Here is a 25,574-nt window from a genome sequence, read left to right on the forward strand (position 1 = left end):
GACGCCCCAACGAGGTATGCGACGCGCGAGGATCACGAGAGGGCCTCGCGGACGCGGGCGGCCACGTCACCGGGGGTTTGGCCGGGGAGCACGAGGCGGCCGTACTTGAGGCGGCCGTCGAACTCGCCGGCCACCTTGTGCTCGCGCCAGCCGAAGTCGGCCCGACCCAGTAGCCGCCCATCCCGGTCCCGTACCTCCCACTGCGGGTCGGGCGTGGGGAGTCCGCAACGGGCGATCCCCACCCGACTGCGCGACTCGCCGACGCTCTCGGACCGTCCGTCCGCGAAGCCGACCACGCGTCGAGCCCTCGGCCCGCCACGACGCCCGGTCAGCCGACCGCACGCCTCCTCGAGCTCGTTTCGGCTGGTCAGGCCCGAAGCCAGTGCGGCGTCGGCCACCACGACTGCCTCCTCGAACGGTGCGCTTCGAGCGATGTCGACGACGGTCCGCGCCACCGTCGTGACCGATATCCCGTCCTCGACGGTGATCGCATCCGGTTCCAACGGGGTCACGTGGATGTGCACCCGGCGGCCGCCGGAGCTCCGATTGCGGGTGGCGTGCCCCCGGCGCAGGGACGTTCTCCAGGTCGGCAGCCCGTGCAGGACCGCGGCGGAGACATGGCTGATGACCGCATCCGGACCGAGCTCCCATGCGGCCGCCCGCACCGCCAGCACATGCCTGCGGTGAGCCTCCTTCGGCCAGTGCCCCTCCAGGTAGGCGCCCCGACGAACCGGGGTGAACGAGCCGTCCCTGATCCGCCTGCGTACACCTCGTTGGTCCGTCGCATACCCCGCACCCTGTGCGGCACCCCAACGAGGTGTGCGGCGCCGGCTAGGGGTGGCGGAGGCGGGTGGCTACGGCTCGGGCGGAGGACTGGACGGATGCGCGGTCCACCTGGGTGGGTTCGCCGGCGGCCAGGACCTGTGAGCCGGCCACCCAGACGTCGCGGACCAGCCGGCCACCGCCCGCCCAGACCAGGTTGGAGAGCAGGCCGGCGTCGTCGTCCAGGTCGAGGAACGCCGGGTCGTCCGTGCTCACGTGCACCACGTCGGCCCAGCGGCCGGGTTCCAAGGAACCCAGGTCAGGCCGGCCGATCGCGGCGGCGCCGTGGCGGGTGGCCAGCAGGAGCAGGTCGGCGGCGGTCAGGTCGGCGGCGTCCCCGCTGGCCAGGCGTGCGAGCCGGCCGGCCAGGCGGGCGGTCGACCACAGGTCGAGGTCGTCGGAGGATGCCGGGCCGTCGGTGCCCAGGGCGAGGGGTACGGACGCCGACCGGAGCGCACCAACCGGGGCGGTGCCGGCGGCGAGCTTGGCGTTCGAGCCGGGGCAGTGGGCGACCGCGACGCCGTGCCGGGCCAGCAGCGCGATGTCCTCGGCGTCCAGGTGCACGGCGTGCGCGGCGAGCAGCCGGTCGGCGCGGCCGAGCACGCCCAGCTCGTGCAGCATCCGGGGCACCGAGCCGTACCTCGCGCGCTGGGCGGCGTCCTCGTCGGCGGTCTCGGCCAGGTGCAGGTGCACCAGCGCGCCCCGCTCGGCGGCCGCGTCCGCCACCGCCGGAAGCGCCTCGGCGGGCAGCGTGTACGCCGCGTGCGGGCCGTAGCCCAGCTCGACCCGCTCGCCCGGCCCGTACCGCAGCCCGTCCGAGTCGATCCGCGCGGACACCTCGTCGAGCATCTGCCGCCAGGTGCCCAGCCGGTCCCACCCGGGCGCGTCGATGATCCCGGGGGTGAGCACCACCCGGCTGCCGGCGGCCAGCACCGCCTCGGCCACCGCGTCGGTGTAGAAGTACATCTCCACGCTGGTGGTGACCCCGGCGCGGAGCAGCTCCACGCAGCCGAGCAGCATGCCGGCCCGCACGTCCGGCGCGGCCAGCCGAGCCTCCGCCGGCCACATCACCTCGCGCAGCCAGCGCATCAGCGGCAGGTCACCGCCCATGCCGCGCAGCACCGTCATCGGGGTGTGGCAGTGCGCGTTGACCAACCCGGGCAGCAGCAGCCCGTCCAGCCGGCGCACGCTCGCCCCCGGCGCGTCCGGGGCGTCGACGGCAGGACCGCACCAGGCGATACGCCCGTCGCCGTCGATGTCCAGCACGCCGTCGCGCAGCACCGAACAGCCCGGGTCGCACGGCAGCAGCAGCGGCGCCGTCAACCGGGTGACAACCGTCAACGCTTCTCCAGCAGCGAGCGCAGCGAGCGGAACGGCGGCAGCCAGGCGCCCTTGTCGGGCAGCGAGTCGAGGGTCATCCGGGGCAGCGGCTCGCGGAACACGCCGTCGATGTCCTCCAGGTCGCAGAAGTCGATCACGTCCGACTCCTGCGCGAACGAGGCGTACTCCCGGAAGCCGATCACGGTGACGCCGATGCCGCCGCGCACCAGGGCCTCCAGCGGCAGCCGGAACGCCCGCCCGTCGCCGGACGCGACCACCACCCTGGTCAGCTCGCCCTCGCGGCGGCGCAGCTCGATGTGTTCGAGCATGTCCGCGTCGATGTCGCTGTCCTCGGTGATCTTCGGCTTGGCGAACACCGCGAACCCGACGTTGCGCAGCGCCTCCACCCAGGGCCTGACCACCTCGGTGCTGCCCGGCGTGACGTTGGTGAACACGCACGCCTCGGCCTCGCCGTCGCCGGCCAGGTTGAGCAGCCAGCGGCCGACCGCGTCGAACCGAGGGCGGAACGCCGACGTGGGCCGCGCGCCGAGCAGCGAGCCGAGGCTCATGTCCATGTTCGGCGCGTCCCAGACCAGCAGGGCTCGGCCCGCCTTCGGCGCCGGGGCCTCGAGGTCGGTCATGACCTGACCTTAGTTGCACGAGTGGACGGCAGACTGTGCGACATGACGGCGGATCTGGAAGCGGAGTCGCTGGCCCGTCGAGTGGCCGATGCGATGCGCGGAGCGGACGCGGCGACCACCGGGGCCGGAGTGGAGCTGGTGGAGGTCGGCCCGGGGCGGGCGCTGGCCCGGCTGGTGGTGGAGCGCAGGCACGTCAACGGGCACGGGCTGTGCCACGGTGGGTACCTGTTCCTGCTCGCGGACGCGGCGTTCGCCTACGCCTGCAACAGCTACGGCACCCCGACGGTCGCGGCCGGCGCGGAGATCACGTTCCTGCGTCCGGGCAAGCTGGGCGACGAGCTGCGGGCCGAGGCGCGGGTGCGCGCGGCGGCCGGCCGGACCGGGGTCTACGACGTCACGATCCGGGTGGGGGACGCCGTGGTCGCGGAGTTCCGGGGGCACAGCCGCGAGGTGCCGTCCATGCCTCAGCCGCCCGGGGTCTAAACCCTTCGATAGAGCAGGTCGCGGACCTCGCGGCCCTCGGCGCGGGCGCGTCGCTCGAACTTGGTGAGCGGCCGCCAGTCCGGCCGGGGCACCGTGCCGCCCCGCAGCGTCGGCTCGGCGTCGCACACCGCGCGCATCTGGTCGGCGTAGTGCGTCCAGTCGGTGGCCAGGTGCAGGACGCCGTCCGGCGCGAGTCGGGAGGCGGCCAGCGCCACGAACTCAGGTTGGATCAGCCGCCGCTTGTGGTGCCGGCGCTTCGGCCAGGGGTCGGGGAAGTACACCCGGATCCCGGCCAGCGTGTCCGGCCCGATCCGATCGCGCAGCACCGGGACGACGTCGGCGCGCAGCAGCCGAAGGTTGGTCAGCCCGAACTCGGCGATGCGCATCAGCAGCTGGGCCAGGCCGGGGCGGTACACCTCGACGGCCAGGTGGTTGGTCTCGGGCGCGGCGGCGGCCATCGCGGCGGTGGACTCGCCGGTGCCGGGGCCGATCTCCAGCACGACCGGGGCCGTCCGCCCGAACCAGCCGTCCAGGTCCAGCGGCCCGGGCGCGTCGGGGCTCATCAGGTCCAGCCCGTACTCCGGCCACCAGCGTTCCCAGGCGTGCCGCTGCCCCTCGGTCATCCGCCCGCCCCGGTGGACGAAGCTGACCACACCGCTCGCCTGGATCACGGACCGGCACCTTACCGCCGCGTTCGGGTAGTTCTACGGATCCGTCCCGCCCGCTGGCGCGCCACCCTCGAGGACATGACCAGTAGCGAGCCCGAGCGTGTTGCCCGGCTGGCGGCCGAGCTGGCCGAGCTGGGCCGTCGGCTGGACTGGGCGCGGCACGAGCTGCTGTCGCTGCCGATCGCCCAGCCCCCTCCCCCTCCTCCAACTCCTCCCGTCCTGGCCCCACCACCACCGCCGGCGCCGGTCTATCCGGCGTACGTGCCGCCTGCCGGGTTGACACCGCCCGCAGACGCGCAGGCTCGCGGCGGCCGGCTGATCGCCTGGGTCGGCGGGTCGATCACATTGCTCGGGGTGGTGATGTTCCTGGCGCTGGCGGCCAGCCGGGGCTGGTTCGGCGTCCCGGCGCGGCTGGTGGCCGGCGGGGTGCTCGGGCTCGCGCTGGTCGGGGTCGGGCTGTGGCTGTACCGCCGTCCGGGCGGGCGGACCGGCGCGCTCGCGCTGGCCGCCACCGGCATCGCCGCGCTGTACCTGGACGTGGGTACCGCCACCGCCCGCTACCACTACCTGCCCAACCCGGCGGGGCTCGCGGTGGGGCTGGTGATCGCCGCGGCCGGGCTCGCGCTGGCCGACCGGTGGCGGGCGCAACCGCTGGCCGCCGGTGCGGTGATCGGCGTGGGTGCGCTGATGCCCGTGCTCACCGAAGGCGACTGGCCGCTGCTGGTGGCGCTGGTGCTCGCCCCGCAGCTGGCCGCCGCCCCGGTTGTGTGGCGCCGGGGCTGGAGCGCGCTGGCCGTGGTCGCGGCGTTGTTCCCGGTGCTGTACGGGGCGGTCGCGGTGTTCGCCGTGGCCCTGTCCGAGTCCGCCGACCGCGGGCCCACCCTGGCGGCGGTGATCGCCGTGTTCGTGGTGGGCGCGGTCCTCGCGGTGCCGAGCCGATCCGCCACCGCCGCCGTGTTCTCGCCTCACGCGCCGGCGGGGCTGGATGAGCGCTCTTCGCGGGGTTGCGTCAGTCCCGGTGCGGGTCGCGCCGTACGCTTCGTCGCCGCCCCGGTCCCGGCGCTGGCCATGGCCACCGACTACGGCGGCTGGCGGGGCGCGCTGCTGGCCGGCCTGGTCGGCGCGGTGGCGCTGGCGGTGGCGTTCGTCCCCGTGCTGGCCGAACGACTCGACGGCCCGGGCTGGCTGACCGGCGTGCACCCGGCGGTACGCGTGAGCGCGGGCGCCGCCGCCGGCGTGGCGATCTTCGAGGCCACCGTGCTCGCGCTCGGCGGCGCGGCGCTGACCGGCGTGCTGCTCGGCCAGGCGCTGGTGCTGGTCGTGGTTGCCGCCGCCACCGGCCGGCGCGGCCCGCTGCTCGCCGGCGCCGGCTACGGCCTGGTCGGGCTCGGGCTGGCGGCGTTCCAGGACGCCCCGGTGCGCGCACTCGCGCTGTTCCCCGCCGAGCCGTACCTGCACCGAGGCGAGCCCGACCACCGCGCCCTGCTGACCGGGCTCGCGCTGTCCGTACTGGTCCTGGCGCTGGCCACCGCAACGATGCTCGCCGCCGCGCGACTGCGGCTGGCCACGGCGGACGCAGAGTCGGCATGGCTGTGGGCGCCGGTCGGCGCGATCGGCCTGTACGGCGCGACCGGCACTGTGGTCACCGCCGCGCTCCTGGTGGTGCCCGCCCAGCCCGGGTTCGTCGCCGGGCACGCCCTGGTCACGATCTCCTGGACGCTGGTCGCGCTGATACTTCTGGCCAGGGGCATCGAGCGGCGCGCGCTTCGGGTCGCCGGCCTGGTGCTGATGGCCGTCTCGGTGGCCAAGCTGCTGCTGTTCGACCTGGTCGCGCTGGACGGCCTGGCCAGGGTGGCCGCCTTCGTGGGCGCCGGGCTGCTGATCCTCGCGGCCGGCAGCCACTACGCCCGGCTGGTCGCACGTTCGCAACAGTGAACAACAAAACCCGAACCCGCCCCGCCGCCGCTACGCCTCGCCGATCATGTCCGCCATGCCCCCCAACGACGTGGCGCGGCGGCACCGGCAGGCCGTAGCGGCGGCCATGCGCCGGCACAGCGACGAACTCAAAGCTCGCCGGGAAGAACTGCGCGCCGAACCGTCCCGGGCGCGCACCGACCTGGCGCGGCTCCGACTAACCGTCTCGACCGAAACGGCAGACGCCCTGCGCCGGCTGCGTGACGACGCCACGGCCTACCTGGACGCGGCGGACCGCCCGGCCAGGGCCGTGTTCCCCGAGCTGTTCACCGCCGCGACCATCGAGCTGACCGTCCGACTACGCGCCAGGCTGACCGACCTCGGACTTCCCGGCCCCGACCGGATCCGGACGGTTCGCCCGCTCGTGATCAACAGTGGCCGCCGCGCCACCGTGGAGGACAGGCTGACGCTGCTGGTAGGCGCGTCCGGCGGGATCGGTCTCGGCCGCCTGCTGCTGGCGCTGATGCCAGGAGACGGCGGGATCATCGCGGTATCCCTCGCCGTGGGCGTCGGCGTCGCGGCGGCCGGGTGGCTGGCCCGCACCCGCCGGGCGGTCGCCGAGCGAACCCGGCTGCGCCGGTGGGCCTCCGAGACGCTCGCCGACCTTCGCGCCGGCTTCGAGGCGACCCTCTCCGAACGGCTGCTGGAAGCGGAAGGCCGCCTGAACCGCGAGCTGCGCGCGCGCCAGGCCGAGCTGGACGCGGCCCTGTGCGAACATCAACTTGTAGCCCGCCGGCTGGCTGCCCAGACGCCAGCAGGTAGGTTCGGAAACCGTGGTTGACGACCGGATCGACCCCGAGTTCAGAGCCCTACCCTTGGACACGCTGGCCGACGCCGCGCTGGGCAGGGCCGCCGAGCTGGGCGTGAGCCACGCCGACCTGCGGGTGGAGCGCATCCTCAGCCAACGCCTGGCGCTGCGCGACGGCAGGGTCTCCTCCGCCCAGGACGCCGTGACGCTGGGGCTCGCGGTCCGGGTCATCGTGGACGGCACCTGGGGCTTCGCCTCCACCGTCGAGCTGACCCCCGAAGCGGCCGCCGCCACCGCCGCCCGCGCCGTGGACGTCGCCCGCACCCTGCGCGCGGTGAACACCGAGCCGGTGGCGCGCGCCGACGAACCGGTCCACGCCGACGTGAGCTGGGTCTCCGAGTACGAGATCGACCCGTTCACCGTGCCCGGCAAGGACAAGATCGCGGTGCTCGCCGACTGGTCCGAGCGCCTGCTCGCCGCCGACGGTGTCGACCACGTGGACGCCTCCTGCCCGCAGGTCAAGGAGAACAAGTTCTACGCCGACCTGGCCGGCACCCGCACCCTGCAGCAGCGCATCCGCCTGGAGCCGCGATTCACCGCGACCGCCGTGGACCGCGCCGCCGGCCAGTTCGAGACCATGCGCACGCTCGCCCCACCGGCGGGACGAGGCTGGGAGTACGCGCTGGGCACCGGCTGGGACTTCGACGCCGAACTCGCGCTGGTGCCCGAGCTGCTGGCCGAGAAGATGAAGGCCCCGTCCGTGGACCCCGGCCGCTACGACCTGGTCATCGACCCCACGAACCTGTGGCTGGTCATCCACGAGTCCGTCGGCCACGCCACCGAGTACGACCGCGCGATCGGCTACGAGGCCGCCTACGCCGGCACCAGCTTCGCCACCCCCGACCAGCTCGGAACCCTGCGCTACGGCTCCGAGCACATGCACGTCACCGGCGACCGCACGGTCCCGCACGGCCTGGCCACGATCGGCTACGACGACGACGGCGTCGCCACCACCCAGTGGGACCTCGTCAAGGACGGCGTGCTGGTCGGCTACCAGCTGGACCGCACGTTCGCGCCCCGCCTCGGCCTGGACCGCTCCAACGGCTGCGCGTTCGCCGACTCACCGCACCACGTGCCGATCCAGCGGATGGCCAACGTCTCGCTCCAACCCGACCCGAACCGGGACACCACCCTGGACGAGCTGATCGGCGGCGTCGAGCGGGGCATCTACATCGCCGGCGACAAGTCCTGGTCGATCGACATGCAGCGCTACAACTTCCAGTTCACCGGCCAGCGGTTCTTCCGCATCGAGAACGGCAAGCTCGCCGGCCAGCTGCGCGACGTGGCCTACCAGGCCACCACCACCGACTTCTGGCGCTCGCTGCGCGCGGTCGGCGGCCGCTCCAGCTGGCTGCTCAACGGCGCGCTGAACTGCGGCAAGGCCCAGCCCGGACAGATCGCCGCCGTCAGCCACGGCTGCCCGCCGGGGTTGTTCGAGCAGGTCAACGTGCTGAACACGGCGCGGGAGGCTGGTCGCTCATGAGGGCGCAAGAACTGGTCGAGCGGGCGCTCGCGGTCGGTTCACCGGGCAAGGACGTCGTCGGCCGGGTGGTCCTGGTCACCGAGTACAGCTCGGCCGTGCTGCGCTGGGCGAACAGCACGATGACCACGAACGGGCACAGCACCGCGCTGGGCTGGTCGGTGATCTCCCTGGTCAGGCTGGACGGTGGCACGGCGGCCGGCGTGGTCAGCTCGTCCGCCCAGGTCGGCGGCGTGGACGAGATCGAGCAGATGGTTCGCGCCAGCGAGGCCGCCGCCGTCCAGGCCGGCCCCGCCAGGGACGTGGCGGACCTGCCCGAGCCCCATTCAACGGCCGGGGACACGGGCTGGGACGACCCGGCCGGCGAGACCTCCATCGGCGTGTACAAACGGCTGGCCGAACAGCTCGCCGAGGCCTTCGCGCGCGGCCGGGGCGCGACCAACGACGACAAGCGGATCCTCTACGGGTTCGCCGAGCACGAGGTGGCCACCACCTGGCTGGGCACGTCCACCGGGGTCCGCCGCCGCTGGACCCAGCCGACCGGTTCCGTCGAGCTGAACGCCAAGACCGCCGACCTGTCCCGGTCCGCCTGGGCCGGCCGCTCGGTGCCCACCACCGCCGACTACGCCGAGCTCGACCTGCTCGCGATGGACGCCGACCTCGCCACCCGCCTGGCCTGGGGCCGCCGCCGGATCGACCTCCCGGCCGGGCGCTACGAGACGATCCTGTCGCCGTCCGCGATCGCCGACCTGATGACGTACATGTGCTGGGACATGGCGGGCCGCCCCGCGCAGGAGGGCCGCAGCGCGTTCTCCGCCCCCGCCGGCTCGGACCGCCCGACCCGGGTCGGCGAGCGCCTCAGCCCGCTCCCGCTGGCCCTGACCAGCGACCCGAACGCCGGCGACGGCCTGGCCACCGCCCCGTTCCTGGCCACCGCGCACTCCGGCGACGAGGTCTCGGTGTTCGACAACGGCGCCGCGCTCGCCCGGGTGGACTGGATCGCGGACGGCGTCATCAACGCGCTGGCCTACCCGCGCGCGGCCGCCGCCGAGTTCGGCACCGAGTTCGCCGCGCCCGGCGACAACCTCCTGCTCACCGCCGGCGACCGGGGCACCGCGAGCCAGTCCGCACTCGTCGCGGGCACCGACCGAGGCCTGCTGCTGACCTGCCTGTGGTACATCCGGATGGTCGACCCGGCCACCCTGCTCCTCACCGGCCTGACCAGGGACGGCGTCTACCTGGTCGAGGGCGGCGAGGTGGTCGGCGAGGTCAACAACTTCCGGTTCAACGAGTCGCCGCTGGACCTGCTGCGCCGCGCCGGCGAGGTCGGGGCGGCCGAGCGCACCCTGCCGAGGGAGTTCAAAGACTGGTTCACCCGCACCGTGATGCCGCCGGTACGGGTGCCGGACTTCAACATGTCCTCGGTCAGCCAGGCGAGCTAGCCGGCCTGATGAGCGGCCCGGGTGAACCGCCCGGCCAGCCGGTTGTCCACCGCGAACGCGCCGGGGCCTGCCCACAGCAGGTAGACCATGAACCCGAACAGCACGATCGTGACGGGCAACGCGACCAGGAACAACAGCGCGTTGACGATGCTGGCGCCGATCATCACGATGCTCAGCCCCAGCGCGGCCAGCCGGGTGCCGAGGCCGGCGAGCAGCATCAGCCCGCCGACGAACTCCAGAAGCCCGAGCAGCAATATCGTCACAAACGAGCTGGGGATCCCCATGGAGCCGAATGCCTCGGCGAAGAAGGCGGGGCCGGATAGCTTCATGAATCCGGTAGCGACGAATGTCAGGCCGGCCAGCACACGAAACGCTGTTGCAATGAATGCCCGGCCGCCGGTCATCCGATTACGGAAGAACTCGGTGGTGAGTGTGTCCATGCGCGTACATTACTGAAACTTCACACCGCCGAGGGTGACGGTTTGATCTCGGGAAATCGGTGTCCAGCTCGGGCGTTTGTTACGTCGATGTAACGACTTCGGAGGCTCGTCCGACGGTCGGACGGGGCTCGTTCACCCGGGCGTGGCGTGATCGACTAGAGTGGGAAAGCACACACTCGGCGCGGTCGAATGTCGAAAATCCGGGTCAACTGGGCTTCGGTACCCTTCTGAATCGTTTCCTCAATCGTTCCTGTGAGTGATCCGACAGTCGCGGACCGCTGTGCAAACGCCGTCGCACCACTAATCTTCGACGTCCACCCCTTGTCACGGAACGCCCGTCGCCACGTCGTCGGTTTGACGGGCGATGGAGTCATTCCGTGAGCCGGCTGCCACCAAGGAGACTCGACATGACCGCTGCCACAGTTCCCGGGATCGATGCGGCGCCGACTACCAACACGCGCCTGCTGGGCTGGGTGCGCCAGGTCGCCGAGCTCACCACTCCCGACCGCGTCGTGTGGTGCGACGGGTCCCAGGAGGAGTGGGAGCGGATGACCGCGAGGCTGGTCGAGGCGGGCACTTTCACAAAGCTCAACGAGGAGAAGAAGCCGAACTCGTATTGGTGCGCGTCGGACCCGCAGGACGTGGCGCGGGTCGAGGAGCGCACGTTCATCTGCTCGGAGACCGAGGCGGGCGCCGGGCCGACGAACAACTGGATGGACCCCAAGGAGATGAAGGGGATCCTGACCGGCCTGTTCCGGGGCTCGATGCGCGGCCGGACGATGTACGTGGTGCCGTTCTGCATGGGTCCGCTGGACGGCGAGCGGTCCAAGCTCGGCGTCGAGATCACCGACTCCGAGTACGTCGTGGTGTCCATGCGGATCATGACCAGGATGGGCGCCTCGGTGCTGCCGCTGTTCGACGGCCCGGCCGGCGACAACTTCGTACCCTGCCTGCACTCGGTGGGCGCGCCCCTGGAGCCGGGCGAGAAGGACGTGGCCTGGCCGTGCAACGAGACCAAGTACATCAGCCACTTCCCGGAGACCAGGGAGATCTGGAGCTTCGGCTCCGGGTACGGCGGTAACGCCCTGCTCGGCAAGAAGTGCTACGCGCTGCGGATCGCCTCGGCCATCGCCCACGACGAGGGCTGGCTGGCCGAGCACATGCTGATCCTCAAGCTGACCAGCCCCGAGCAGAAGAACTACTACATCGCCGCCGCGTTCCCGTCCGCCTGCGGCAAGACCAACCTGGCCATGCTCCAGCCCACCGTCCCGGGCTGGACCGCGGAGACCATCGGCGACGACATCGCCTGGATGCGGTTCGGCAAGGACGGCCGGCTCTACGCGGTGAACCCGGAGTTCGGCTTCTTCGGCGTCGCGCCGGGCACCAACTGGAAGACCAACCCGAACGCGATGCGCACCATCGAGCAGGGCAACTCCCTGTTCACCAACGTCGCGCTGACCGACGACGGGGACGTCTGGTGGGAGGGCCTGGAGGGCGACCCGCAAGAGCTCACCGCGTGGACCGGCCAGCGCTGGACGCCGGACTCGGACTTCAACGCCGCGCACCCCAACTCCCGGTACACCACCCCGATCGCGCAGTGCCCGGTGGTGGCCCCGGAGTGGGACGACCCGAACGGCGTGCCGATCTCGGCGATCGTGTTCGGTGGCCGCCGCGCGGACACCGTGCCGCTGGTCGCGGAGTCGCGGGACTGGCAGCACGGCGTGTTCGTCGGCGCCACGCTGTCCAGCGAGAAGACGGCGGCCGCCGCCGGCAAGGTCGGCGTGGTGCGCCGTGACCCGATGGCCATGCTGCCGTTCCTCGGCTACGCCGCCGGCGACTACTTCCAGCACTGGATCGACGTCGGCAAGGGCGCGGACGCCAGCAAGCTGCCGCGCATCTTCTGCGTCAACTGGTTCCGCCGCGGCGAGGACCGCCGCTTCCTGTGGCCAGGCTTCGGCGAGAACAGCCGGGTGCTGAAGTGGATGGTCGAGCGCATCGAGGGCAAGGCCGCCGCCGTGGAGACCCCCATCGGCTACGTCCCCACCCCCGACCAGATCGACCTGGCCGGCCTGGACACCAACGCCGACGACGTCGCCGCCTCCCTGGTGGTCGACACCGAGGAGTGGAAGCGCGAGCTGCCTCTGATCGAGGAGTGGTTCGCCCAGATCGGCGACCAGCTCCCCAGCTCACTCCGCGACGAGCTGGCCGCCCTGCGCCACCGCCTCGACGCCTGACCCAAGGCCCGCGAGTCGGGACTTTTATCAGGGTGAGTCGGGATATTTGTCAGCCGCCAGCGCGCGCTGCTGACTGCCGTTGGGGTGACGGGATCGGCGAGTGACGGCCGATCCCGCGCCTCGACAAGGTCGCCTGATCAGGCGAATCTCGTCACACTCTGGCGGGACTGCTCCGTCCGAAGGGCCTGTGAGCAGGAAATTGACTCCAAAGCGTGACCGTTCAAGAAAGGTTAGGCCGAATGGCGGAACGCCCAGGGCGGCAGATCCATACATGATGTGACCCTCGGCCCGAGCCCCGACAGGGCCGACGGAGGTGACGTTACGTGTTGGATCTGGGAGCGGCGGAGAAAACCGATCCCACCGATGACCCAGCCGAGGAACTGGTAGGCGCCCTGAGCTCCCGTGCCGTCGAGGATGGCGCTCCGGCACGCGCCGCGGCGGAGATCCGTCGTCGGCAGCAGGCCGGGGAGACGCCGATCGGGCTGTACCGGCTCTCCGAGGCGCTCGCGGTGCCCGCGTCGACGCCGGCGCCCCGCCAGCCGGCCGGTGACTCGGAGGCGGTCGTCGAGGTGGTCCGTCGGTATCCGTGCGCGGTGCTGGAGGCCGGTGACGCGCCGGAGGTGGCGCGCAGCCTGGCCGCCGTGCTCGCGGACGGCAAGCGGGTGCTGGTCAGCGGTGGCGACACCGCGGAGCTGATAGCCGTGCGCGCGGCGCTGCCGACCTCGCTGTCCGGGCTGTGCCTGGACGGCCCGTTGCCGCTGTCCGACGCCGAGCTGCGCGAGCTGCGCACCCTGCTGGCCACCGCCACCCCCGAGCAGCGGACCCGGCTCGACCAGGTCCTGCCGGACCCGAGCCTGGTGCCGTCCGCTGACCAGGTCGCACAGCTGTGCCGCACGGCGGGCCGGCAGGCCTACCCGGCGCGCGACGGCGCGGACCTGATCAGGGAGCTGCTCGGCCAGCTCGACCCCGAGCGATTATCAGGTGTGCTGGCCGCCGCCCGTCGCGCGCAGACGGCCCTGGCCGACCTGGAAGACGGAGACGGCGACCCGCCCTACAGCAGGGCGCTGCTGGAGCGGGTGCTGTTCGGCACCGCCCGCCCGGAGCTGGACGCGCTGGTCCGCCGGACCTCGGAGATCGTGCGTTCCAGCGAGGAGCTGGACGACGTCGGCGACCACATGGCCGTGCTGGGCACGCTGCCCCGCGCGGCCGTCGCGCAGCTGCGCGAGTACGCCGACTACCTGGACGGGGGCGGGCGCGCCCGGTCCTACTTCCGCTCGCCGCAGCAGCGCGCGGTCGAGCCGGTGCTGCGCCAGCTGCGCATCGGCGGGGCCCCGCTGAAGGACTCCAGGCTGCTGCGGCAGGCGCTGGCGTTCGTCGAGCTGGTGCGCGCGATGGAGGAGCTGGGCTCGCGGTGTGACCGGCTCGGCGTGCCCCGCCCGGCGGACGTCCCCGCGGTCGAGGAGCTGAACCGCCAGCTCGAACGGGTGCAGGGCGCCGCGCGCGCCGCCGAAGGCCTGCGGCACGAGGTGCTGTTCATCAACCCGCGCAGCCCGCTCACGGTCCCGGACCTGGCCAGCGTGGAGCGCGTGGCGCGGACCATCGTGGACTCCGGCGGCGCCGACAACATGGCCAGGGCTCGCCGGCGGCTGATGGAGCTGGCCGACGCGCTGGCCGGGGCCGTCCCCGCATCGCGGGCCGCGCCGGAGGTCGGCGAGCTGGTCAGGGCGCTGCGCGCGATGAACCTGAACGCCTACCTGGACGCGCTGGCCCCGCTGGCCGCCGCCAGCCGGGAGAAGGCCGACCAGAAGCGACTGGTCGAGCTGCTCAGCCGGCTGCGGGAAGGCGCGCCGGACCTGGCCGAGACCTGGGCCGACGTCCGTACCGGCCAGGCCACCCCCGGCACCGTCCGGTTCGTACCGCTGGACGAGCTGCTCGGCGCGCTGCCCGAGCCCGACCACGCCGACCTGGTGCTGCTGCTCGACGCCGGCTCGTTGGGCACGGAGAACATGCTGGTCGCGGCCGCCGCGCCGAGGCTGCTCGCGGTGTCCTCCTCGGGTTCTTCGAAGAAGGCCGGGTCGGAGACCGTGCTCAGCGCGCTGCGCCAGGCCGGCGTGCCGGTGGTGGCGCCCGCCGCGTCATCGGGGTCATCGGGCGAGTCGTCGAAGCAGAACAAGAACGGCGAGAAGGCGTCGGGCTTCAGCGTGCCGGCCCCGAGGACGGCCTCGCGCTAGCCGGCTCAGGTCCAGAACACCGCGCCGGGGTCGCCCGCGATCTCGGCGAGCAACGGCTCGGGCATGGTGGCCGGCGGATGGTCGTAGCGCTCCCACCTGTCGTCGACCCGCCGATAGATCCGCCACATCCCCTGCTCCGGGTCGTTGTGCCGGAGCTGGGCGATCGGGGTGGACGACCACACCTCGTTCAGCTCGGGGAACCTCGGCGGCCGCCGCCTGACGATGGTCACCTGGTCGCCGCGGATGCTGTACCCCACCTGAAGGCTGGCCCGTGCACGTCCGGGCACGCGCTCGGCGCACCAACGGCTGAACAGGCTCTGATACTCCTTCGGGACCGGCACCCGGCCATGATCCCCCGAACCCTGGGCGGAAAGCGAGCGACCATCAGTGCCGATCCGGCGCCGGTGGCCTACGTTCGGTGACATGAACGCGCCAGAGACCACCGAGGCCCCGGTCAGCAGGTTCGGCGTGGTGGAGCCCGCCGACCTCCCCGACGACCTGCGCGCCCGGATCGAGAAGATCGCCGAGAAGTCCGGGTTCGTGCCCAACGTGTTCCGCGCGCTGGGCCGCCGGCCGGCAGAACTGCGCGCGTTCCTCGACTACCACGACGCGCTCATGACCCCCGACGACTCCGGGGCGCCCACGCTCTCGGCGGCCGAGCGCGAGCTGGTCGTGGTCGCCACCTCCGGCGCCAACCACTGCACGTACTGCATCGTGGCGCACGGCGCGATCCTGCGCGTCCGCACCAAGGACCCCGAACTGGCCGACTCGGTGGCCGCCAACCCCTGGGGCGCCACCCTGTCCGAACGCCACCGCGCCATCGTCGACCTCGCGCTCCAGATCGCCACCGACTCGGCCACACTCCGCGAAGAAGACCTGGACGCCGCCCGCGAGGCCGGCCTGACCGACGACGAGATCTGGGACGTAGGCGCCATCACCGCCCTGTTCGCCATGTCCAACCGCCTAGCCCACCTGACCGCCCTACGCCCCAACCCCGAGTTCCACCTCATGGGCCGCGTCCCCAGGGCGACAACCTGAGACTCCGTACCAGGCCGATGAAGGGGTGGACGTTCCTCGCAGCGGCTCTCGTCAGCACGGCCTTGTTCTGGAACCAGTCGTCGCCTCCGGACAACTCGGGCAACCTCGCGTTGTCTTTCGTCGACGGCGGAGGAACCGTTCAAGCTCAGGATCAGCATGGGAGGGGATACTCCGTTGACATCGTCGGCGTGCGTGACGAACTCGTCCCGGGCACCTCACCGGCTAAGTTCGCTCGCACCATCACGCTTGGGGTGCGCATCCCGGGCTCGCAAGCAGTCGCACTCGCGGCTGAGACGGCCGGCGGTTGCAGGGCGGGCGCGTCGTACGGCCTGTCGGCATGTCTGACGCAGTACTACACGCATTTTGAGTCGGGGGTCGCCGTCGAGAAGTACGTAGCCGTCTGGTCTCGCGCCGATCCGCAGGTCGCTCTCTCGCGTGGGACGATCAAAGCGGGAGTTCGAGCGCGATGCGTTCCGACCAGCTGTAACGGGACTCTCGACGATGCTGAAGAGTTCACCGTGGAGAGTCCGGTCAGCGACAAGCCCTATCCGTTCAAGCTACGCTGGTCGGGCAAGTTCGTGGATACGAGCAACAGGGGTTACCAGTGTGCCAACAGCGGCTTGTCTGGAAACGCGGAACCGCCACGAACAACCTTGAACACTCGAACGTCTGCCAAGGGGCCACAACCTGAGTCCTGAGCCTGCCGGTCAGAGCACCTTGGACAGGAAGGTCTGGGTGCGTTCGTGGCGCGGTGCGGTGATCACGTCGCGGGGCTTGCCGGTCTCCACCACGACGCCGTCGTCCATGAACACCAGTGAGTCGCCGGCCTCGCGGGCGAAGCCCATCTCGTGGGTGACGACGATCATCGTCATGCCGTCCTCGGCGAGCTGGCGCATGACCGCGAGCACGTCGCCGACCAGTTCGGGGTCGAGAGCGGAGGTCGGCTCGTCGAAGAGCATGAGCTTGGGCCGCATGGCCAGCGCGCGGGCGATCGCCACCCGCTGTTGCTGCCCGCCGGACAGCTCGGCCGGGTAGTGGTCCAGCTTGTCGCCGAGCCCGACTCGTTCGAGCAGCTCGCCGGCCTGCTCACGGGCGTCCGATCGGGAGTCGCGGCGCACCGTCATGGGCGCTTCCATGACGTTCTCGGCGGCCGTGCGGTGCGGGAACAGGTTGAACCGCTGGAACACCATGCCGATGTCACGGCGCCGCCGCGCCACCTCGGACTCGCGCAGCTCGTGCAGCTTGCCGCCGTGCTCGCGGTACCCGACCAGGTCGCCGTCCACCCACAGCCGCCCGGCGCTGACCTTGTCCAGGTGGTTGATGCAGCGCAGGAAGGTGGACTTACCCGACCCGGACGGCCCGATGATGCACATCACCTCGCGCGGCATGACCTCCAGGTTGATCCCGCGCAGCACCTGGTGGCGACCGAAGCTCTTGCACACCTGCTCGGCCTTGACCATGGGCAGTTCGGTACCTGCTGGTTGCTCAGTGCTCATTGTGCGTCCCCTCGTGTCCGGCCAGCGGCGAACAGTCGCGCGCGCAGGCCGGTTTCCCCGTCTGGACGGCTACTGCCCCGTCCGTAGTACCGCTCCAGGTAGGACTGGCCCACCGACAACACCGAGGTCAGCACCAGGTACCACAGTGCGGCGACGATGAGCAGCGGGATCGACTGGAAGTTGCGGGAGTAGATCGACTGCACAGCCGTCTGCAGCTCGAAGTAGCCGATCACGACCACCAGCGCCGTCGTCTTGAGCATCGAGATGGTCTCGTTGCCGGTCGGCGGGATGATCACGCGCATGGCCTGCGGCAGCACGATCCGACGCAGCGCCTGTGCCCGGGTCATGCCCAGCGCGCCGGCCGCCTCGGTCTGACCGTCGTCCACCGAGTTGATGCCGGCGCGGACGATCTCGGCCATGTACGCGGCCTCGTTCAGCCCGAGCCCGAGCAGGCACGCGGTGAACTGTGTGATCAGCACGTTCGTGCTGGCCTGGACGAACGTCGGCCCGAACGGGATGCCGATTCCGAGCACCGGGAACAGGCTGGCCAGGAAGTACCAGAACACCAGCTGGGTCACCACGGGGGTGCCCCGGAAGAACCAGATGTAGGTGGCGGCCGCGCTGCTCAGCACCGGGTTCGGCGACAGCCGCATGACCGCGAGCAACAACCCGATGACGATGGCGATCCCCATCGCCAACGCGGTCAGGATCAGGGTGTTCTGCAGGCCGCGCAGCACGACGTCGGAGAACAGGTACTCACCGACCACCGGCCAGTTGAAGCGGGGGTTGGTGAACATTGCATTCACCAACATCGCCGCCAGGACCAGCATGACAGCCACACCCACCCAGCGGCCGGGGTGCCGCACGGGGACGGCCCTGATCGTCTCCGCGGTGGTGCTGTCGGGGCCGCTGGGTGATGTGGCGCCCGGGGTCAACGACGTGCTCATTGCCCCGTCGAGGGGTTGATCTCGGACTTGGCGACGGCGCCCTCGGTGCCCTTGTACTTCTCCACGATCTTGGCGTAGGTGCCGTCGTTGATCAGTGCCTGGACGGCGCCCTGCACGGCCTTGGCGAACTCACCCCGGCCCTTCTTGACGGCGATGCCGTAGGGCGCGGCGAGGTACTGGTTGCCCAGGGCCTCGAGCTGGCCGCCGGTCTGGCCGATCGCGTAGGTGACCACCGGCGCGTCGGCCAGCATCGCCACGATGCGCTTGGCGGTCAGCGCCAGGGTCACGTCGGTCTGCGCCTGCAGCGAGGTGACAGCGATCGGCGGCTTGCCCTCCGCCTGGCACTTCTTGTTGCGGGCATCGAGGTCCTCGACCTGGGTGGTGTCGTTCTGCACGCCCACCGCCTTGCCGCACAGGTCGTCGAGGTTGATCTTCTCCGGGTTGCCCGCCGCCACTGCCGCCTTGGTGCCCACGTTGAAGTAGCTGACCATGTCGACCGACTTGGTCCGCTCGGCGTTGATGGTGAACGAGGAGATGCCCATCTCGTACTTGTCGGAGCTGATGCCGAGCAGGATGGCCCCGAACGCGGCGTTCTGGAACTCCGTCTGTAGGCCCAGCTTCGCGGCAACCGCCTTGGCCATGTCTACGTCCATGCCGATGAAGGTCTTGCCGTCGGCGTCGAAGTACTCGTTGGGCGGGTACGACGCGTCGGTACCAATCATGATCTTGCCGTCGGCCGCGATGTCGGCCGGCACCAGCTTGGCCAGGTTCTCGTCCTTGCTGACCGTCGGCAACTGGCCGGCGCCGCCAGCGGTCCCCGGAGCGGGGCCGCTCGGGGCACCGCTGCCGCCGGCACCACAACCGGCGAGCAGCACGACCGCGGTCGCGAGCCCGAGCATTGGGACTAAGCGTGAACAGGTCCTACCGGACACGGGACTACCCCCTCGTAGCGCCGATGAAGCTCACCGCATCGTGCCAGTTCGGTCGGCGGAAAGCACTACGTGTTAACCGGCGAGTAGGTTGCGATACGGATGACGACCGGCGGAACCGGGCATTCCTTCCGTACGTTGACAGGCCAACGTCGATGGGAAGGGGAACCGCCATGTCGCTGTTCCGGAAGCTGGCCGTGCTGGGCGCGGCCGCCGAGTTCGCGCGCCGCTACGCCAGGAAGAACCCGGAGAAGGCCCGCGAGCTGACCGAGAAGGCCGCCCGGTTCGCGGACCAGCAGACCAAGGGCAAGTACCACGGGCAGATCGAGTCCGCGCGCAACAAGATCGCCGACGCCGGCGGCTTCGGTGGCCAGGGCCACGGGCCGAACCAGCCCGGACCCGAGCACCGGAGCTGATCACATTCGAACCAGCCCGGCGACCGCTGCCAACGGCCGCCAGTCGTGTCACGATGTCCGGTAGCGAACCGCCGCGCCGGCGGGCGGCGTAGCCCTCACCCGGGTCCCTACGCCGGTATCGCTACCGACGTACCTCGGGCGGCCACAAGCGGCCCGGGGCACCCCGAGTACGAGGAGTCACCATGTCGTGGCCCGGTTTCGCAGAGCCAGATCCCACCCCGCAGCAGGTCATCGCAGGCCTGCACGCCACCGTCGAAGGCGGCGACGACCTGGTCCAGATGCTCACCCCGGAGGGGGTACGGGTCGCCGAGCCCCGGTTCGACAAGTACCTCGGAGACGTCGACTCCGCCGCGCTGCGTGGCCTCTACCGGGACATGGTGCTGGTCCGCAGGGTGGACCGGGAGTCCAACTCGCTGCAGCGGCAGGGCCAACTCGGCATCTGGGTGCCGCTGCTCGGCCAGGAGGCCGCGCAGATCGGCGCCGGGCGCGCGCTGGCCCCGCAGGACATGGCGTTCCCGAGCTACCGCGAGCACGGCGTGGCCTGGTGCCGGGGCATCGACCCGACCGACCTGCTGGGCATCTTCCGGGGCACCGACAACGGCAGCTGGGACCCGGCCGAGTACAAGTTCCACCTGTACACGATCGTCATCGGCAACCAGTGCCTGAACGCCACCGGTTACGCGATGGGGCAGAAGTTCGAGGGCAAGGTCGGCGACGGCGAGACCGGCGAGGCGACGATCTGCTTCTTCGGCGACGGTGCCACCTCGCAGGGCGACGTGCACGAGGGTTTCGTCTGGTCGGCGGTGTACGACGCGCCGGTGGTGTTCTTCTGCCAGAACAACCAGTGGGCCATCTCCGAGCCGCTGGAGCGCCAGACCAGGGTGCCGCTGTACCGGCGGGCGCAGGGCTACGGCTTCCCGGGTATCCGGGTGGACGGCAACGACGTGCTGGCCACGCTGGCGGTGACGCGCTGGGCGCTGGAGGAGTGCCGCACCGGCAACGGGCCGGTGCTGATCGAGGCGTTCACCTACCGGATGGACGCACACACCACGTCCGACGACCCGTCCCGGTATCGGCTGGCCGACGAGCTGGAGCTGTGGAAGCTCAAGGACCCGATCGAGCGGGTGCGGGTGAACCTGGTCCGCGAGCACCAGGTGGAGCAGGACTTCTTCGACGAGGTGGCCGCCGAGTCCGACCGGCTGGCCGCGCGGCTGCGCGAGTTCTGCCTCGCCATGCCGCAGCCAGGGCCGGAACGGATCTTCTCCGAGGTGTACGCCGAAGCGTCACGACCGCTGGACGCGCAACGCGATGCGTTCCTGGAGTACCACGCCTCTTTCGCCGAAGAACCGCTTGCGGGTTCGAGCATCGACACGGACGGTGCGTGATGGCGAAGGTGACGATGGCCAAGGCCCTCAACAACGGGCTGCGGGCGGCGATGGAGGCCGACCCGAAGGTGCTGGTGATGGGCGAGGACGTGGGCAAGCTGGGCGGCGTCTTCCGGATCACCGACGGGCTGCAGAAGGACTTCGGCGAGCAGCGCGTGCTGGACACCCCGCTGGCCGAGTCCGGGATCATCGGCACGGCGGTCGGGCTGGCCATTCGCGGCTTCCGGCCGGTGTGTGAGATCCAGTTCGACGGGTTCGTGTTCCCCGGGTTCGACCAGATCGTCTCGCAGCTGGCCAAGCTGCGGTTCCGCTCGCAGGGCCGGGTGCCGATGCCGGTGGTGGTGCGCATCCCGTTCGGCGGCGGGATCGGCGCGGTGGAGCACCACTCCGAGTCGCCGGAGTCGCTGTTCGCGCACGTGGCCGGGCTGAAGGTGGTGGCCTGCGGCAACCCGGTGGACGCCTACTGGATGATCCAGCAGGCCATCGAGTGCGACGACCCGGTGCTGTTCTTCGAGCCCAAGCGCCGGTACTGGGAGAAGGCGGAGCTGGACGTCTCCGCGCAGCCGCCGCCGCTGTTCACCTCGCGGGTGCTGCGGGCGGGCGGCGACGTGACCCTGGCCGGGTACGGGCCGATGGTGCGGGTCTGCCTGGAGGCGGCGGACGCGGCGGCCGCCGACGGGCACGAGCTCGAGGTGATCGACCTGCGCACGCTGTCCCCGCTGGACCTGGACCCGGTGTACGACTCGGTGCGGCGGACCGGGCGGCTGGTGGTGGTCTCCGAGGCGCCGTCCGAGGCGTCGGTGACCTCCGAGGTGGCCGCCCGGGTGCAGCAGGACTGCTTCTACTCGCTGGAGGCGCCGGTGCTGCGGGTGACCGGGTTCGACACCCCGTACCCGCCGTCCAAGTGTGAGGACGACTACCTGCCCGACCTGGACCGGGTGCTCGACGCCGTCGACCGCTCGCTGGCCTGGTGAGCGCGCCCATGCGCAAGGTGTTCACGCTGCCCGACGCGGGCGAGGGCCTGACCGAGGCGGAGATCCTGACCTGGCGGGTCGCGGTCGGCGACACCGTCGAGGTGAACCAGGTCATCGTGGAGGTCGAGACGGCCAAGGCCGCCGTGGAGCTGCCGTCCCCCTACGCCGGAACCGTCGTCGAACTGCTCGCCGAGCCCGGCGCCACCGTCGAGGTCGGCGCCCCGATCATCGCAATCGCCGACGGCGCCGAGGAACCGGCTCCGCCCGCACAAGAACCCACCGAAAACGCCGACCCCGAACCCGACGCCCGCGTCCCCACCCTCGTCGGCTACGGCCCCAAACCAGGCTCGTCCACCCGCCGCCCGCGCAAACCCCCGCGAGTCGGGGCTCCTGGCACACCGAGTCGGGACGTTCAGCACACCGCCGAGCCGGTGGAGCCCGCAGCACCCCGCACGGTGCCGCTGGCCAAGCCGCCGGTGCGCAAGCTGGCCCGCGAGCTGGGCGTCGACCTGGCCGCCGTGCGCGGCAGCGGTCCCGGCGGGGTGATCACCCGCGAGGACCTTCAAGACGGTCACACCCCGGTGCCCGTGCCCGCGCGCCGGGGCGGGGAGCGGCGCGAGCCCATCCGCGGCGTCCGCAAGGCCACCGCGCAGGCCGTGGTGAGCAGCGCGTTCACCGCCCCGCACGTCACCGTCTTCCTCACCGTGGACGTCACGCCGATGCTCGAACTGCGTGACCGGCTGCGTGCGTCCAGGGAGTTCGCCGAGGTCAAGCTGACGCCGCTGGCGTTCGCGGCGAAGGCCGTCTGCCTGGCCGCCCGCCGCACGCCGGAGGTGAACGCGAGCTGGCGCGAGGACGAGGGCGAGATCGTCTACTACGACCACGTGCACCTGGGCATCGCGGCGGCCACCCCGCGCGGGCTGATCGTGCCCAAGATCCGGGACGCGCACGCCATGTCGCTGCGTGAGCTGGCCGCCGCGATCGGCCAGCTCACCGAGACCGCCCGTGCCGGCAAGACGCCGCCGTCGGACATGGTCGGCGGGACCGTGACCATCAGCAACGTCGGGGTGTTCGGGGTGGACACCGGCACGCCGATCCTCAACCCCGGCGAGACGGCGATCCTGGCCATCGGCGCGATCAAGCAGGCGCCGTGGGTGGTGGACGGCGAGCTGGCGGTGCGGACGGTCTGCCAGCTGTCGCTGTCCTTCGACCACCGGCTGGTCGACGGCGAGCAGGGTTCGAGGTTCCTGGCCGACGTGGGCGCGCTGCTCGCCGACCCCGGGCTGGCGCTCACGTACTAGGCCTCGGCTGGGCCACGAACAGGGCGAGCCGCCGCGTACCTCCTGGATAGCTACGCTTGAACCGCTAGCAGTGCTAGACACACATGCGGACACCGTTCTATCGTTGCTATGACAGCTAGCAGTGATAGGAGGACGACGTGAGGAAGTTCGGTTACGCGGTGGCGGTCGTGGCCGGTGTCGGGATCATCTGGATCGGCGCCCGGTACCTGGTGGACCCGGGGGCGATCGCCGGCAGCTTCGGGGTTCCGAACCCGCCGCCGGCGGACGACCCGTTCCTGCGGGTGAAGGGCGTGCGGGACATCGGCTCCGGGCTCATCGCCCTCACCCTGGTTGCCACCGGGCAGCGCCGCGCGCTCGGCTGGGGGATGCTGGCCACCAGCGTGATCCCCGCCGGCGACGCGATCGTGGTGCTCACCAACGGCGGCTCGCCGGCCGTCGCGTTGGGCGTCCACGGGCTCACCGCCGCCGCACTGGTCGCCGGGGCGATCGGACTGCTGCGTACCGGCACGGCCGAGCGGGTCGAGGTCAGTCGGCGGCCCGCGTGCCCGACCAGCGGTTGAGGTGCGGGACGAGCAGCTTGGCCAGCTCGTCCGGGGCCTCGTCCGGGATCCAGTGGCTGACCCCGTGCAGCGCCTCGAACTGGTACGGCGCCTGGACGTACCTCGGGGTCAGGTCGACGCCCCTGCGGCCGATCGCGATGTCACCGTCGCTCCAGACGAACAGGGTCGGGCGGCGTACCGGACCGCTGGCGCTTCGCGGGTCGACCAGGAACATGGCGCGGTACCAGTTCAGCGCGGCGGTCACCGCGCCGGGTCCGGTGAACCCGGCCGCGTCCCGTTTGGCGTGCCCGGCGGACTGGCCGGAGCGCACCAGCAGCTCCACCATCCGTCCGCGCAGCGCCAGTTCGGGCAGCCACGGCAGCTGGAAGAAGTACATGTACCAGGACTTGAGCCCCTGCGTGCTGGTCGCCATGGCCCGCAGGAACGCGCCGGGGTGCGGCACCGACAGCGCGGTCAGGCTGCGCACCCGGCCGGGCTCGGCGGCGGTGAGCGCCCAGGCCACCGCCGCGCCCCAGTCGTGGCCGACCACGTGCGCGGACCCGCCGGCGCGCTGGTTGATCACGGCAGCGGCGTCCGCGACCAGCTCGGGCATCCGGTAGGCCCGCCGCCCGACCGGCCGCGCGCCCGGCGAGTAGCCGCGTTGGTCCATGGCGATCGTGCGGTACCCGGCGGCGGTGAGCGACGGGACCAGCGCGTCCCAGCTGTCCGAATGCTGCGGGAACCCGTGCAGCAGCAGCACCGGCTCGCCGTCGGCCGGCCCGGCCTCGGTGACGTTGAAGGCCAGCTCGCCCCTGGAGACCTGAGTCGTCGGCGCCATACCGTCAGTATGGGGGGTTCGGGAGCACGATCGGCCCTTCGTGCGTTGAAATGGGTGAACCCGTCGGTGCGCGGTATGCCGACGGGTGGTCGTGAGTCGCTGGGAGGCCGGGATGCGCCTGTTCGTGCTGTACGTCGTGATCGAGGTGGCCGCCCTGGTCGCGGTGGTCTCCTGGGTGGGCCTGGCCTGGACGTTGTTGCTGCTGATGGCCGGTGCGCTGGTCGGAATGTGGCTGGTCCGCAGGGAGGGCGCGCGGGCGGCGCTGGCGATGGCCGACGCGATGCGCGGCGGCCGGGTGGCGCACGCCGAGCTGACCGACGGCACGCTGATCGGGCTGGCCGGGCTGTTGATCCTGGTGCCCGGGGTGGTCAGCGACGTGCTCGGGCTGCTGCTGGTGCTGCCGCCGAGCCGGGCGCTGGTGCGGCGGTGGATCGTGCGGTCGGCGGAGCGGCGGGCGCCGGGGCTGCGGACCCACCGGATCAGGGACGGACACACGGTGGTCGACGGCGAGGTGGTGCCCCGGCCCGGTCCGGCCGACCCGCGCCCGCCGGAGCCTCGTCGCGCGGTGGAGGGCTGAGCCGGCCGCGTCGAGCGCCGTATCGGGCCGTCTAGCCGATCGACTAGACGGCCGAATACGCGTCTAGCCGGCCACCCGGCGCTGGGTCGCCGCCCTCGGCCCGAGCACCGGCTGGCCGCCTCGACGGCTTCGGAAGCCGACGTCCCATGGCCAGTGGCCCCGGTCGTCCGCCCAGGCCAGCTGCAGCGCGCGCACCTGTTCGGAGCCGTAGAACGTGATCGCGGTGAGCAGGTGCGCGTCCGGCCGCTGCACCTTGACGATCTCCACCAGCGGCCCGCCCACCAGCGGTCTCTGGTCGCCGGGCTCGGGCGGCTCGGCGTGCAGCACGTGCTCGGCGAAACCGTTGAGTATCCGGCATGCCTCCTGCGGTTTCTTGCCGGTGATCAGGAGCTCGGGCGCGCCGAGCGGGGTGAGCCCGACCGTGTACGCCCAGTCCGGCCGGGGGCCGCCGGCCTCGACGGACTGGACCGCCCAGCCGTGCGCGGTGATCAGCCGCCGCATCCGGTCCAGCGCCTCGAGCTTGGTCATGCCCGGGTTGTCGCACATCCAGCACATGGGGTCCTCCTGTCCGAGTGCTTGCCGGCAGCATCG

Annotated in this window: 26 protein-coding genes; 15 read left to right on the forward strand and 11 right to left on the reverse strand. The window is 71.7% G+C overall.

Features of this window, described 5'->3' with window-relative positions; translation table 11 throughout:
* Positions 1 to 32: 32 nt before the first annotated feature.
* From N912_RS54240 to N912_RS0123805, 3 genes are all read right to left on the reverse strand, one after another.
* Positions 33 to 674: a hypothetical protein gene (locus tag N912_RS54240; protein WP_051580694.1), complete on the reverse strand. Its 642-nt coding sequence runs from the start codon at positions 672 to 674 to the stop codon at positions 33 to 35.
* Positions 675 to 831: 157 nt separating this feature from the next.
* A complete protein-coding gene (locus tag N912_RS0123800) occupies positions 832 to 2,163 on the reverse strand; it encodes an amidohydrolase family protein (RefSeq protein WP_028924354.1) in 1,332 nt (443 codons plus the stop codon).
* A complete protein-coding gene (locus tag N912_RS0123805; protein ID WP_028924355.1) occupies positions 2,160 to 2,783 on the reverse strand; it encodes an NYN domain-containing protein in 624 nt (207 codons plus the stop codon). Before N912_RS0123805 ends, N912_RS0123800 begins: the two co-directional genes overlap by 4 nt.
* A gap of 42 nt (positions 2,784 to 2,825) precedes the next feature.
* Between N912_RS0123805 and paaI the strand changes: the two genes are divergently transcribed.
* Entirely contained in the window at positions 2,826 to 3,266 is a 441-nt protein-coding gene (gene paaI / locus N912_RS0123810) for a hydroxyphenylacetyl-CoA thioesterase PaaI (RefSeq protein WP_028924356.1), read from the forward strand.
* On the opposite strand, the gene trmB is transcribed toward paaI, so the two are convergent.
* Positions 3,263 to 3,889, reverse strand: coding sequence for a tRNA (guanosine(46)-N7)-methyltransferase TrmB (gene trmB, locus N912_RS0123815; protein WP_245645417.1), 627 nt, complete (start codon positions 3,887 to 3,889; stop codon positions 3,263 to 3,265). The two genes, paaI and trmB, sit on opposite strands and share 4 nt — an antisense overlap.
* 123 nt (positions 3,890 to 4,012) lie before the next feature.
* On the opposite strand from trmB, the gene N912_RS0123820 reads away from it, so the two are divergent.
* From N912_RS0123820 to N912_RS0123835, 4 genes are read left to right on the forward strand one after another with little or no spacing between them, the layout of a single operon-like run.
* On the forward strand, positions 4,013 to 5,869 hold the full coding sequence (locus tag N912_RS0123820; protein ID WP_028924358.1) for a DUF2339 domain-containing protein: 1,857 nt from the start codon (positions 4,013 to 4,015) through the stop codon (positions 5,867 to 5,869).
* A 55-nt stretch (positions 5,870 to 5,924) separates the two neighbouring features.
* Positions 5,925 to 6,689 (forward strand): hypothetical protein, encoded by a 765-nt coding sequence (locus N912_RS0123825; protein ID WP_028924359.1) that lies wholly within the window; start codon positions 5,925 to 5,927, stop codon positions 6,687 to 6,689.
* Complete coding sequence (locus N912_RS0123830; protein WP_028924360.1) at positions 6,682 to 8,199, forward strand: TldD/PmbA family protein; 1,518 nt, start codon at positions 6,682 to 6,684, stop codon at positions 8,197 to 8,199. Before N912_RS0123825 ends, N912_RS0123830 begins: the two co-directional genes overlap by 8 nt.
* Positions 8,196 to 9,638, forward strand: coding sequence for a metallopeptidase TldD-related protein (locus N912_RS0123835; protein WP_028924361.1), 1,443 nt, complete (start codon positions 8,196 to 8,198; stop codon positions 9,636 to 9,638). Before N912_RS0123830 ends, N912_RS0123835 begins: the two co-directional genes overlap by 4 nt.
* Here the strand turns inward: N912_RS0123835 and N912_RS0123840 are convergent.
* On the reverse strand, positions 9,635 to 10,042 hold the full coding sequence (locus N912_RS0123840) for a DoxX family protein (protein WP_169747939.1): 408 nt from the start codon (positions 10,040 to 10,042) through the stop codon (positions 9,635 to 9,637). The genes N912_RS0123835 and N912_RS0123840 overlap by 4 nt on opposite strands.
* 443 nt (positions 10,043 to 10,485) lie before the next feature.
* Here N912_RS0123840 and N912_RS0123845 point away from each other — a divergent pair, with 443 nt between their 5' ends.
* Complete coding sequence (locus N912_RS0123845) at positions 10,486 to 12,312, forward strand: phosphoenolpyruvate carboxykinase (GTP) (RefSeq protein WP_028924363.1); 1,827 nt, start codon at positions 10,486 to 10,488, stop codon at positions 12,310 to 12,312.
* A 323-nt stretch (positions 12,313 to 12,635) separates the two neighbouring features.
* A complete protein-coding gene (locus tag N912_RS0123850) occupies positions 12,636 to 14,543 on the forward strand; it encodes a hypothetical protein (protein WP_156993941.1) in 1,908 nt (635 codons plus the stop codon).
* Between the two features lie 5 nt (positions 14,544 to 14,548).
* Here N912_RS0123850 and N912_RS67210 read toward each other — a convergent pair whose 3' ends face one another.
* Complete coding sequence (locus N912_RS67210; RefSeq protein ID WP_084211143.1) at positions 14,549 to 14,968, reverse strand: DUF3024 domain-containing protein; 420 nt, start codon at positions 14,966 to 14,968, stop codon at positions 14,549 to 14,551.
* Between N912_RS67210 and N912_RS0123860 the strand changes: the two genes are divergently transcribed.
* Entirely contained in the window at positions 14,967 to 15,581 is a 615-nt protein-coding gene (locus N912_RS0123860; RefSeq protein WP_028924366.1) for a peroxidase-related enzyme, read from the forward strand. The genes N912_RS67210 and N912_RS0123860 overlap by 2 nt on opposite strands.
* A gap of 17 nt (positions 15,582 to 15,598) precedes the next feature.
* A complete protein-coding gene (locus tag N912_RS63685; RefSeq protein ID WP_156993943.1) occupies positions 15,599 to 16,279 on the forward strand; it encodes a hypothetical protein in 681 nt (226 codons plus the stop codon).
* A gap of 9 nt (positions 16,280 to 16,288) precedes the next feature.
* Here the strand turns inward: N912_RS63685 and N912_RS0123865 are convergent, their stop codons facing one another.
* From N912_RS0123865 to N912_RS0123875, 3 genes are read right to left on the reverse strand one after another with little or no spacing between them, the layout of a single operon-like run.
* A complete protein-coding gene (locus N912_RS0123865; protein ID WP_084211144.1) occupies positions 16,289 to 17,077 on the reverse strand; it encodes an amino acid ABC transporter ATP-binding protein in 789 nt (262 codons plus the stop codon).
* A complete protein-coding gene (locus N912_RS0123870; protein ID WP_028924368.1) occupies positions 17,074 to 18,024 on the reverse strand; it encodes an amino acid ABC transporter permease in 951 nt (316 codons plus the stop codon). The genes N912_RS0123865 and N912_RS0123870 overlap by 4 nt, the downstream gene beginning before the upstream one ends.
* Positions 18,021 to 18,923, reverse strand: coding sequence for an ABC transporter substrate-binding protein (locus tag N912_RS0123875; RefSeq protein WP_028924369.1), 903 nt, complete (start codon positions 18,921 to 18,923; stop codon positions 18,021 to 18,023). The genes N912_RS0123870 and N912_RS0123875 overlap by 4 nt, the downstream gene beginning before the upstream one ends.
* A gap of 203 nt (positions 18,924 to 19,126) precedes the next feature.
* Here N912_RS0123875 and N912_RS54245 point away from each other — a divergent pair, with 203 nt between their 5' ends.
* The 5 genes from N912_RS54245 (at position 19,127) to N912_RS54255 (ending at position 23,589) form a co-directional block, all read left to right on the forward strand.
* Positions 19,127 to 19,369 (forward strand): antitoxin, encoded by a 243-nt coding sequence (locus N912_RS54245; protein WP_037066242.1) that lies wholly within the window; start codon positions 19,127 to 19,129, stop codon positions 19,367 to 19,369.
* A gap of 182 nt (positions 19,370 to 19,551) precedes the next feature.
* Complete coding sequence (locus N912_RS54250) at positions 19,552 to 20,754, forward strand: thiamine pyrophosphate-dependent dehydrogenase E1 component subunit alpha (RefSeq protein WP_051580696.1); 1,203 nt, start codon at positions 19,552 to 19,554, stop codon at positions 20,752 to 20,754.
* Complete coding sequence (locus N912_RS0123890) at positions 20,754 to 21,728, forward strand: alpha-ketoacid dehydrogenase subunit beta (RefSeq protein WP_028924370.1); 975 nt, start codon at positions 20,754 to 20,756, stop codon at positions 21,726 to 21,728. The genes N912_RS54250 and N912_RS0123890 overlap by 1 nt, the downstream gene beginning before the upstream one ends.
* Positions 21,729 to 21,736: 8 nt before the next feature.
* Entirely contained in the window at positions 21,737 to 23,029 is a 1,293-nt protein-coding gene (locus N912_RS0123895; protein ID WP_037066244.1) for a dihydrolipoamide acetyltransferase family protein, read from the forward strand.
* A gap of 137 nt (positions 23,030 to 23,166) precedes the next feature.
* Entirely contained in the window at positions 23,167 to 23,589 is a 423-nt protein-coding gene (locus N912_RS54255; protein ID WP_051580697.1) for a DUF4267 domain-containing protein, read from the forward strand.
* On the opposite strand, the gene N912_RS0123905 is transcribed toward N912_RS54255, so the two are convergent.
* Positions 23,555 to 24,406 (reverse strand): alpha/beta fold hydrolase, encoded by an 852-nt coding sequence (locus N912_RS0123905; RefSeq protein WP_028924372.1) that lies wholly within the window; start codon positions 24,404 to 24,406, stop codon positions 23,555 to 23,557. The two genes, N912_RS54255 and N912_RS0123905, sit on opposite strands and share 35 nt — an antisense overlap.
* Before the next feature lie 91 nt (positions 24,407 to 24,497).
* On the opposite strand from N912_RS0123905, the gene N912_RS0123910 reads away from it, so the two are divergent.
* Positions 24,498 to 24,983, forward strand: a complete 486-nt coding sequence (locus N912_RS0123910; protein ID WP_245645396.1) for an FxsA family protein — start codon at positions 24,498 to 24,500, stop codon at positions 24,981 to 24,983.
* A 63-nt stretch (positions 24,984 to 25,046) separates the two neighbouring features.
* Here N912_RS0123910 and N912_RS0123915 read toward each other — a convergent pair whose 3' ends face one another.
* Entirely contained in the window at positions 25,047 to 25,511 is a 465-nt protein-coding gene (locus N912_RS0123915; RefSeq protein ID WP_245645397.1) for a DUF4262 domain-containing protein, read from the reverse strand.
* Positions 25,512 to 25,574: the final 63 nt, after the last annotated feature.

Origin of the sequence: Actinospineispora acaciae DSM 45401, from assembly GCF_000620785.1 — a bacterium.
Taxonomy (GTDB): Bacteria; Actinomycetota; Actinomycetes; order Mycobacteriales; family Pseudonocardiaceae; genus Pseudonocardia; species Pseudonocardia acaciae.

Excerpts from the sequence above, each read along its gene's own strand:
- N912_RS0123805 (WP_028924355.1), bottom strand. The coding sequence starts at position 2,783 with ATGACCGACCTCGAGGCCCCGGCGCCGAAGGCGGGCCGAGCCCTGCTG.
- paaI (WP_028924356.1), top strand. The coding sequence starts at position 2,826 with ATGACGGCGGATCTGGAAGCGGAGTCGCTGGCCCGTCGAGTGGCCGAT.
- trmB (WP_245645417.1), bottom strand. The coding sequence starts at position 3,889 with ATGACCGAGGGGCAGCGGCACGCCTGGGAACGCTGGTGGCCGGAGTAC.
- N912_RS0123820 (WP_028924358.1), top strand. The coding sequence starts at position 4,013 with ATGACCAGTAGCGAGCCCGAGCGTGTTGCCCGGCTGGCGGCCGAGCTG.
- N912_RS0123825 (WP_028924359.1), top strand. The coding sequence starts at position 5,925 with ATGCCCCCCAACGACGTGGCGCGGCGGCACCGGCAGGCCGTAGCGGCG.
- N912_RS0123835 (WP_028924361.1), top strand. The coding sequence starts at position 8,196 with ATGAGGGCGCAAGAACTGGTCGAGCGGGCGCTCGCGGTCGGTTCACCG.
- N912_RS0123840 (WP_169747939.1), bottom strand. The coding sequence starts at position 10,042 with ATGACCGGCGGCCGGGCATTCATTGCAACAGCGTTTCGTGTGCTGGCC.
- N912_RS0123845 (WP_028924363.1), top strand. The coding sequence starts at position 10,486 with ATGACCGCTGCCACAGTTCCCGGGATCGATGCGGCGCCGACTACCAAC.
- N912_RS0123860 (WP_028924366.1), top strand. The coding sequence starts at position 14,967 with ATGAACGCGCCAGAGACCACCGAGGCCCCGGTCAGCAGGTTCGGCGTG.
- N912_RS67210 (WP_084211143.1), bottom strand. The coding sequence starts at position 14,968 with ATGTCACCGAACGTAGGCCACCGGCGCCGGATCGGCACTGATGGTCGC.
- N912_RS63685 (WP_156993943.1), top strand. The coding sequence starts at position 15,599 with ATGAAGGGGTGGACGTTCCTCGCAGCGGCTCTCGTCAGCACGGCCTTG.
- N912_RS0123865 (WP_084211144.1), bottom strand. The coding sequence starts at position 17,077 with ATGAGCACTGAGCAACCAGCAGGTACCGAACTGCCCATGGTCAAGGCC.
- N912_RS0123870 (WP_028924368.1), bottom strand. The coding sequence starts at position 18,024 with ATGAGCACGTCGTTGACCCCGGGCGCCACATCACCCAGCGGCCCCGAC.
- N912_RS0123875 (WP_028924369.1), bottom strand. The coding sequence starts at position 18,923 with ATGCTCGGGCTCGCGACCGCGGTCGTGCTGCTCGCCGGTTGTGGTGCC.
- N912_RS54245 (WP_037066242.1), top strand. The coding sequence starts at position 19,127 with ATGTCGCTGTTCCGGAAGCTGGCCGTGCTGGGCGCGGCCGCCGAGTTC.
- N912_RS54250 (WP_051580696.1), top strand. The coding sequence starts at position 19,552 with ATGTCGTGGCCCGGTTTCGCAGAGCCAGATCCCACCCCGCAGCAGGTC.
- N912_RS0123890 (WP_028924370.1), top strand. The coding sequence starts at position 20,754 with ATGGCGAAGGTGACGATGGCCAAGGCCCTCAACAACGGGCTGCGGGCG.
- N912_RS0123895 (WP_037066244.1), top strand. The coding sequence starts at position 21,737 with ATGCGCAAGGTGTTCACGCTGCCCGACGCGGGCGAGGGCCTGACCGAG.
- N912_RS0123905 (WP_028924372.1), bottom strand. The coding sequence starts at position 24,406 with ATGGCGCCGACGACTCAGGTCTCCAGGGGCGAGCTGGCCTTCAACGTC.
- N912_RS0123915 (WP_245645397.1), bottom strand. The coding sequence starts at position 25,511 with ATGACCAAGCTCGAGGCGCTGGACCGGATGCGGCGGCTGATCACCGCG.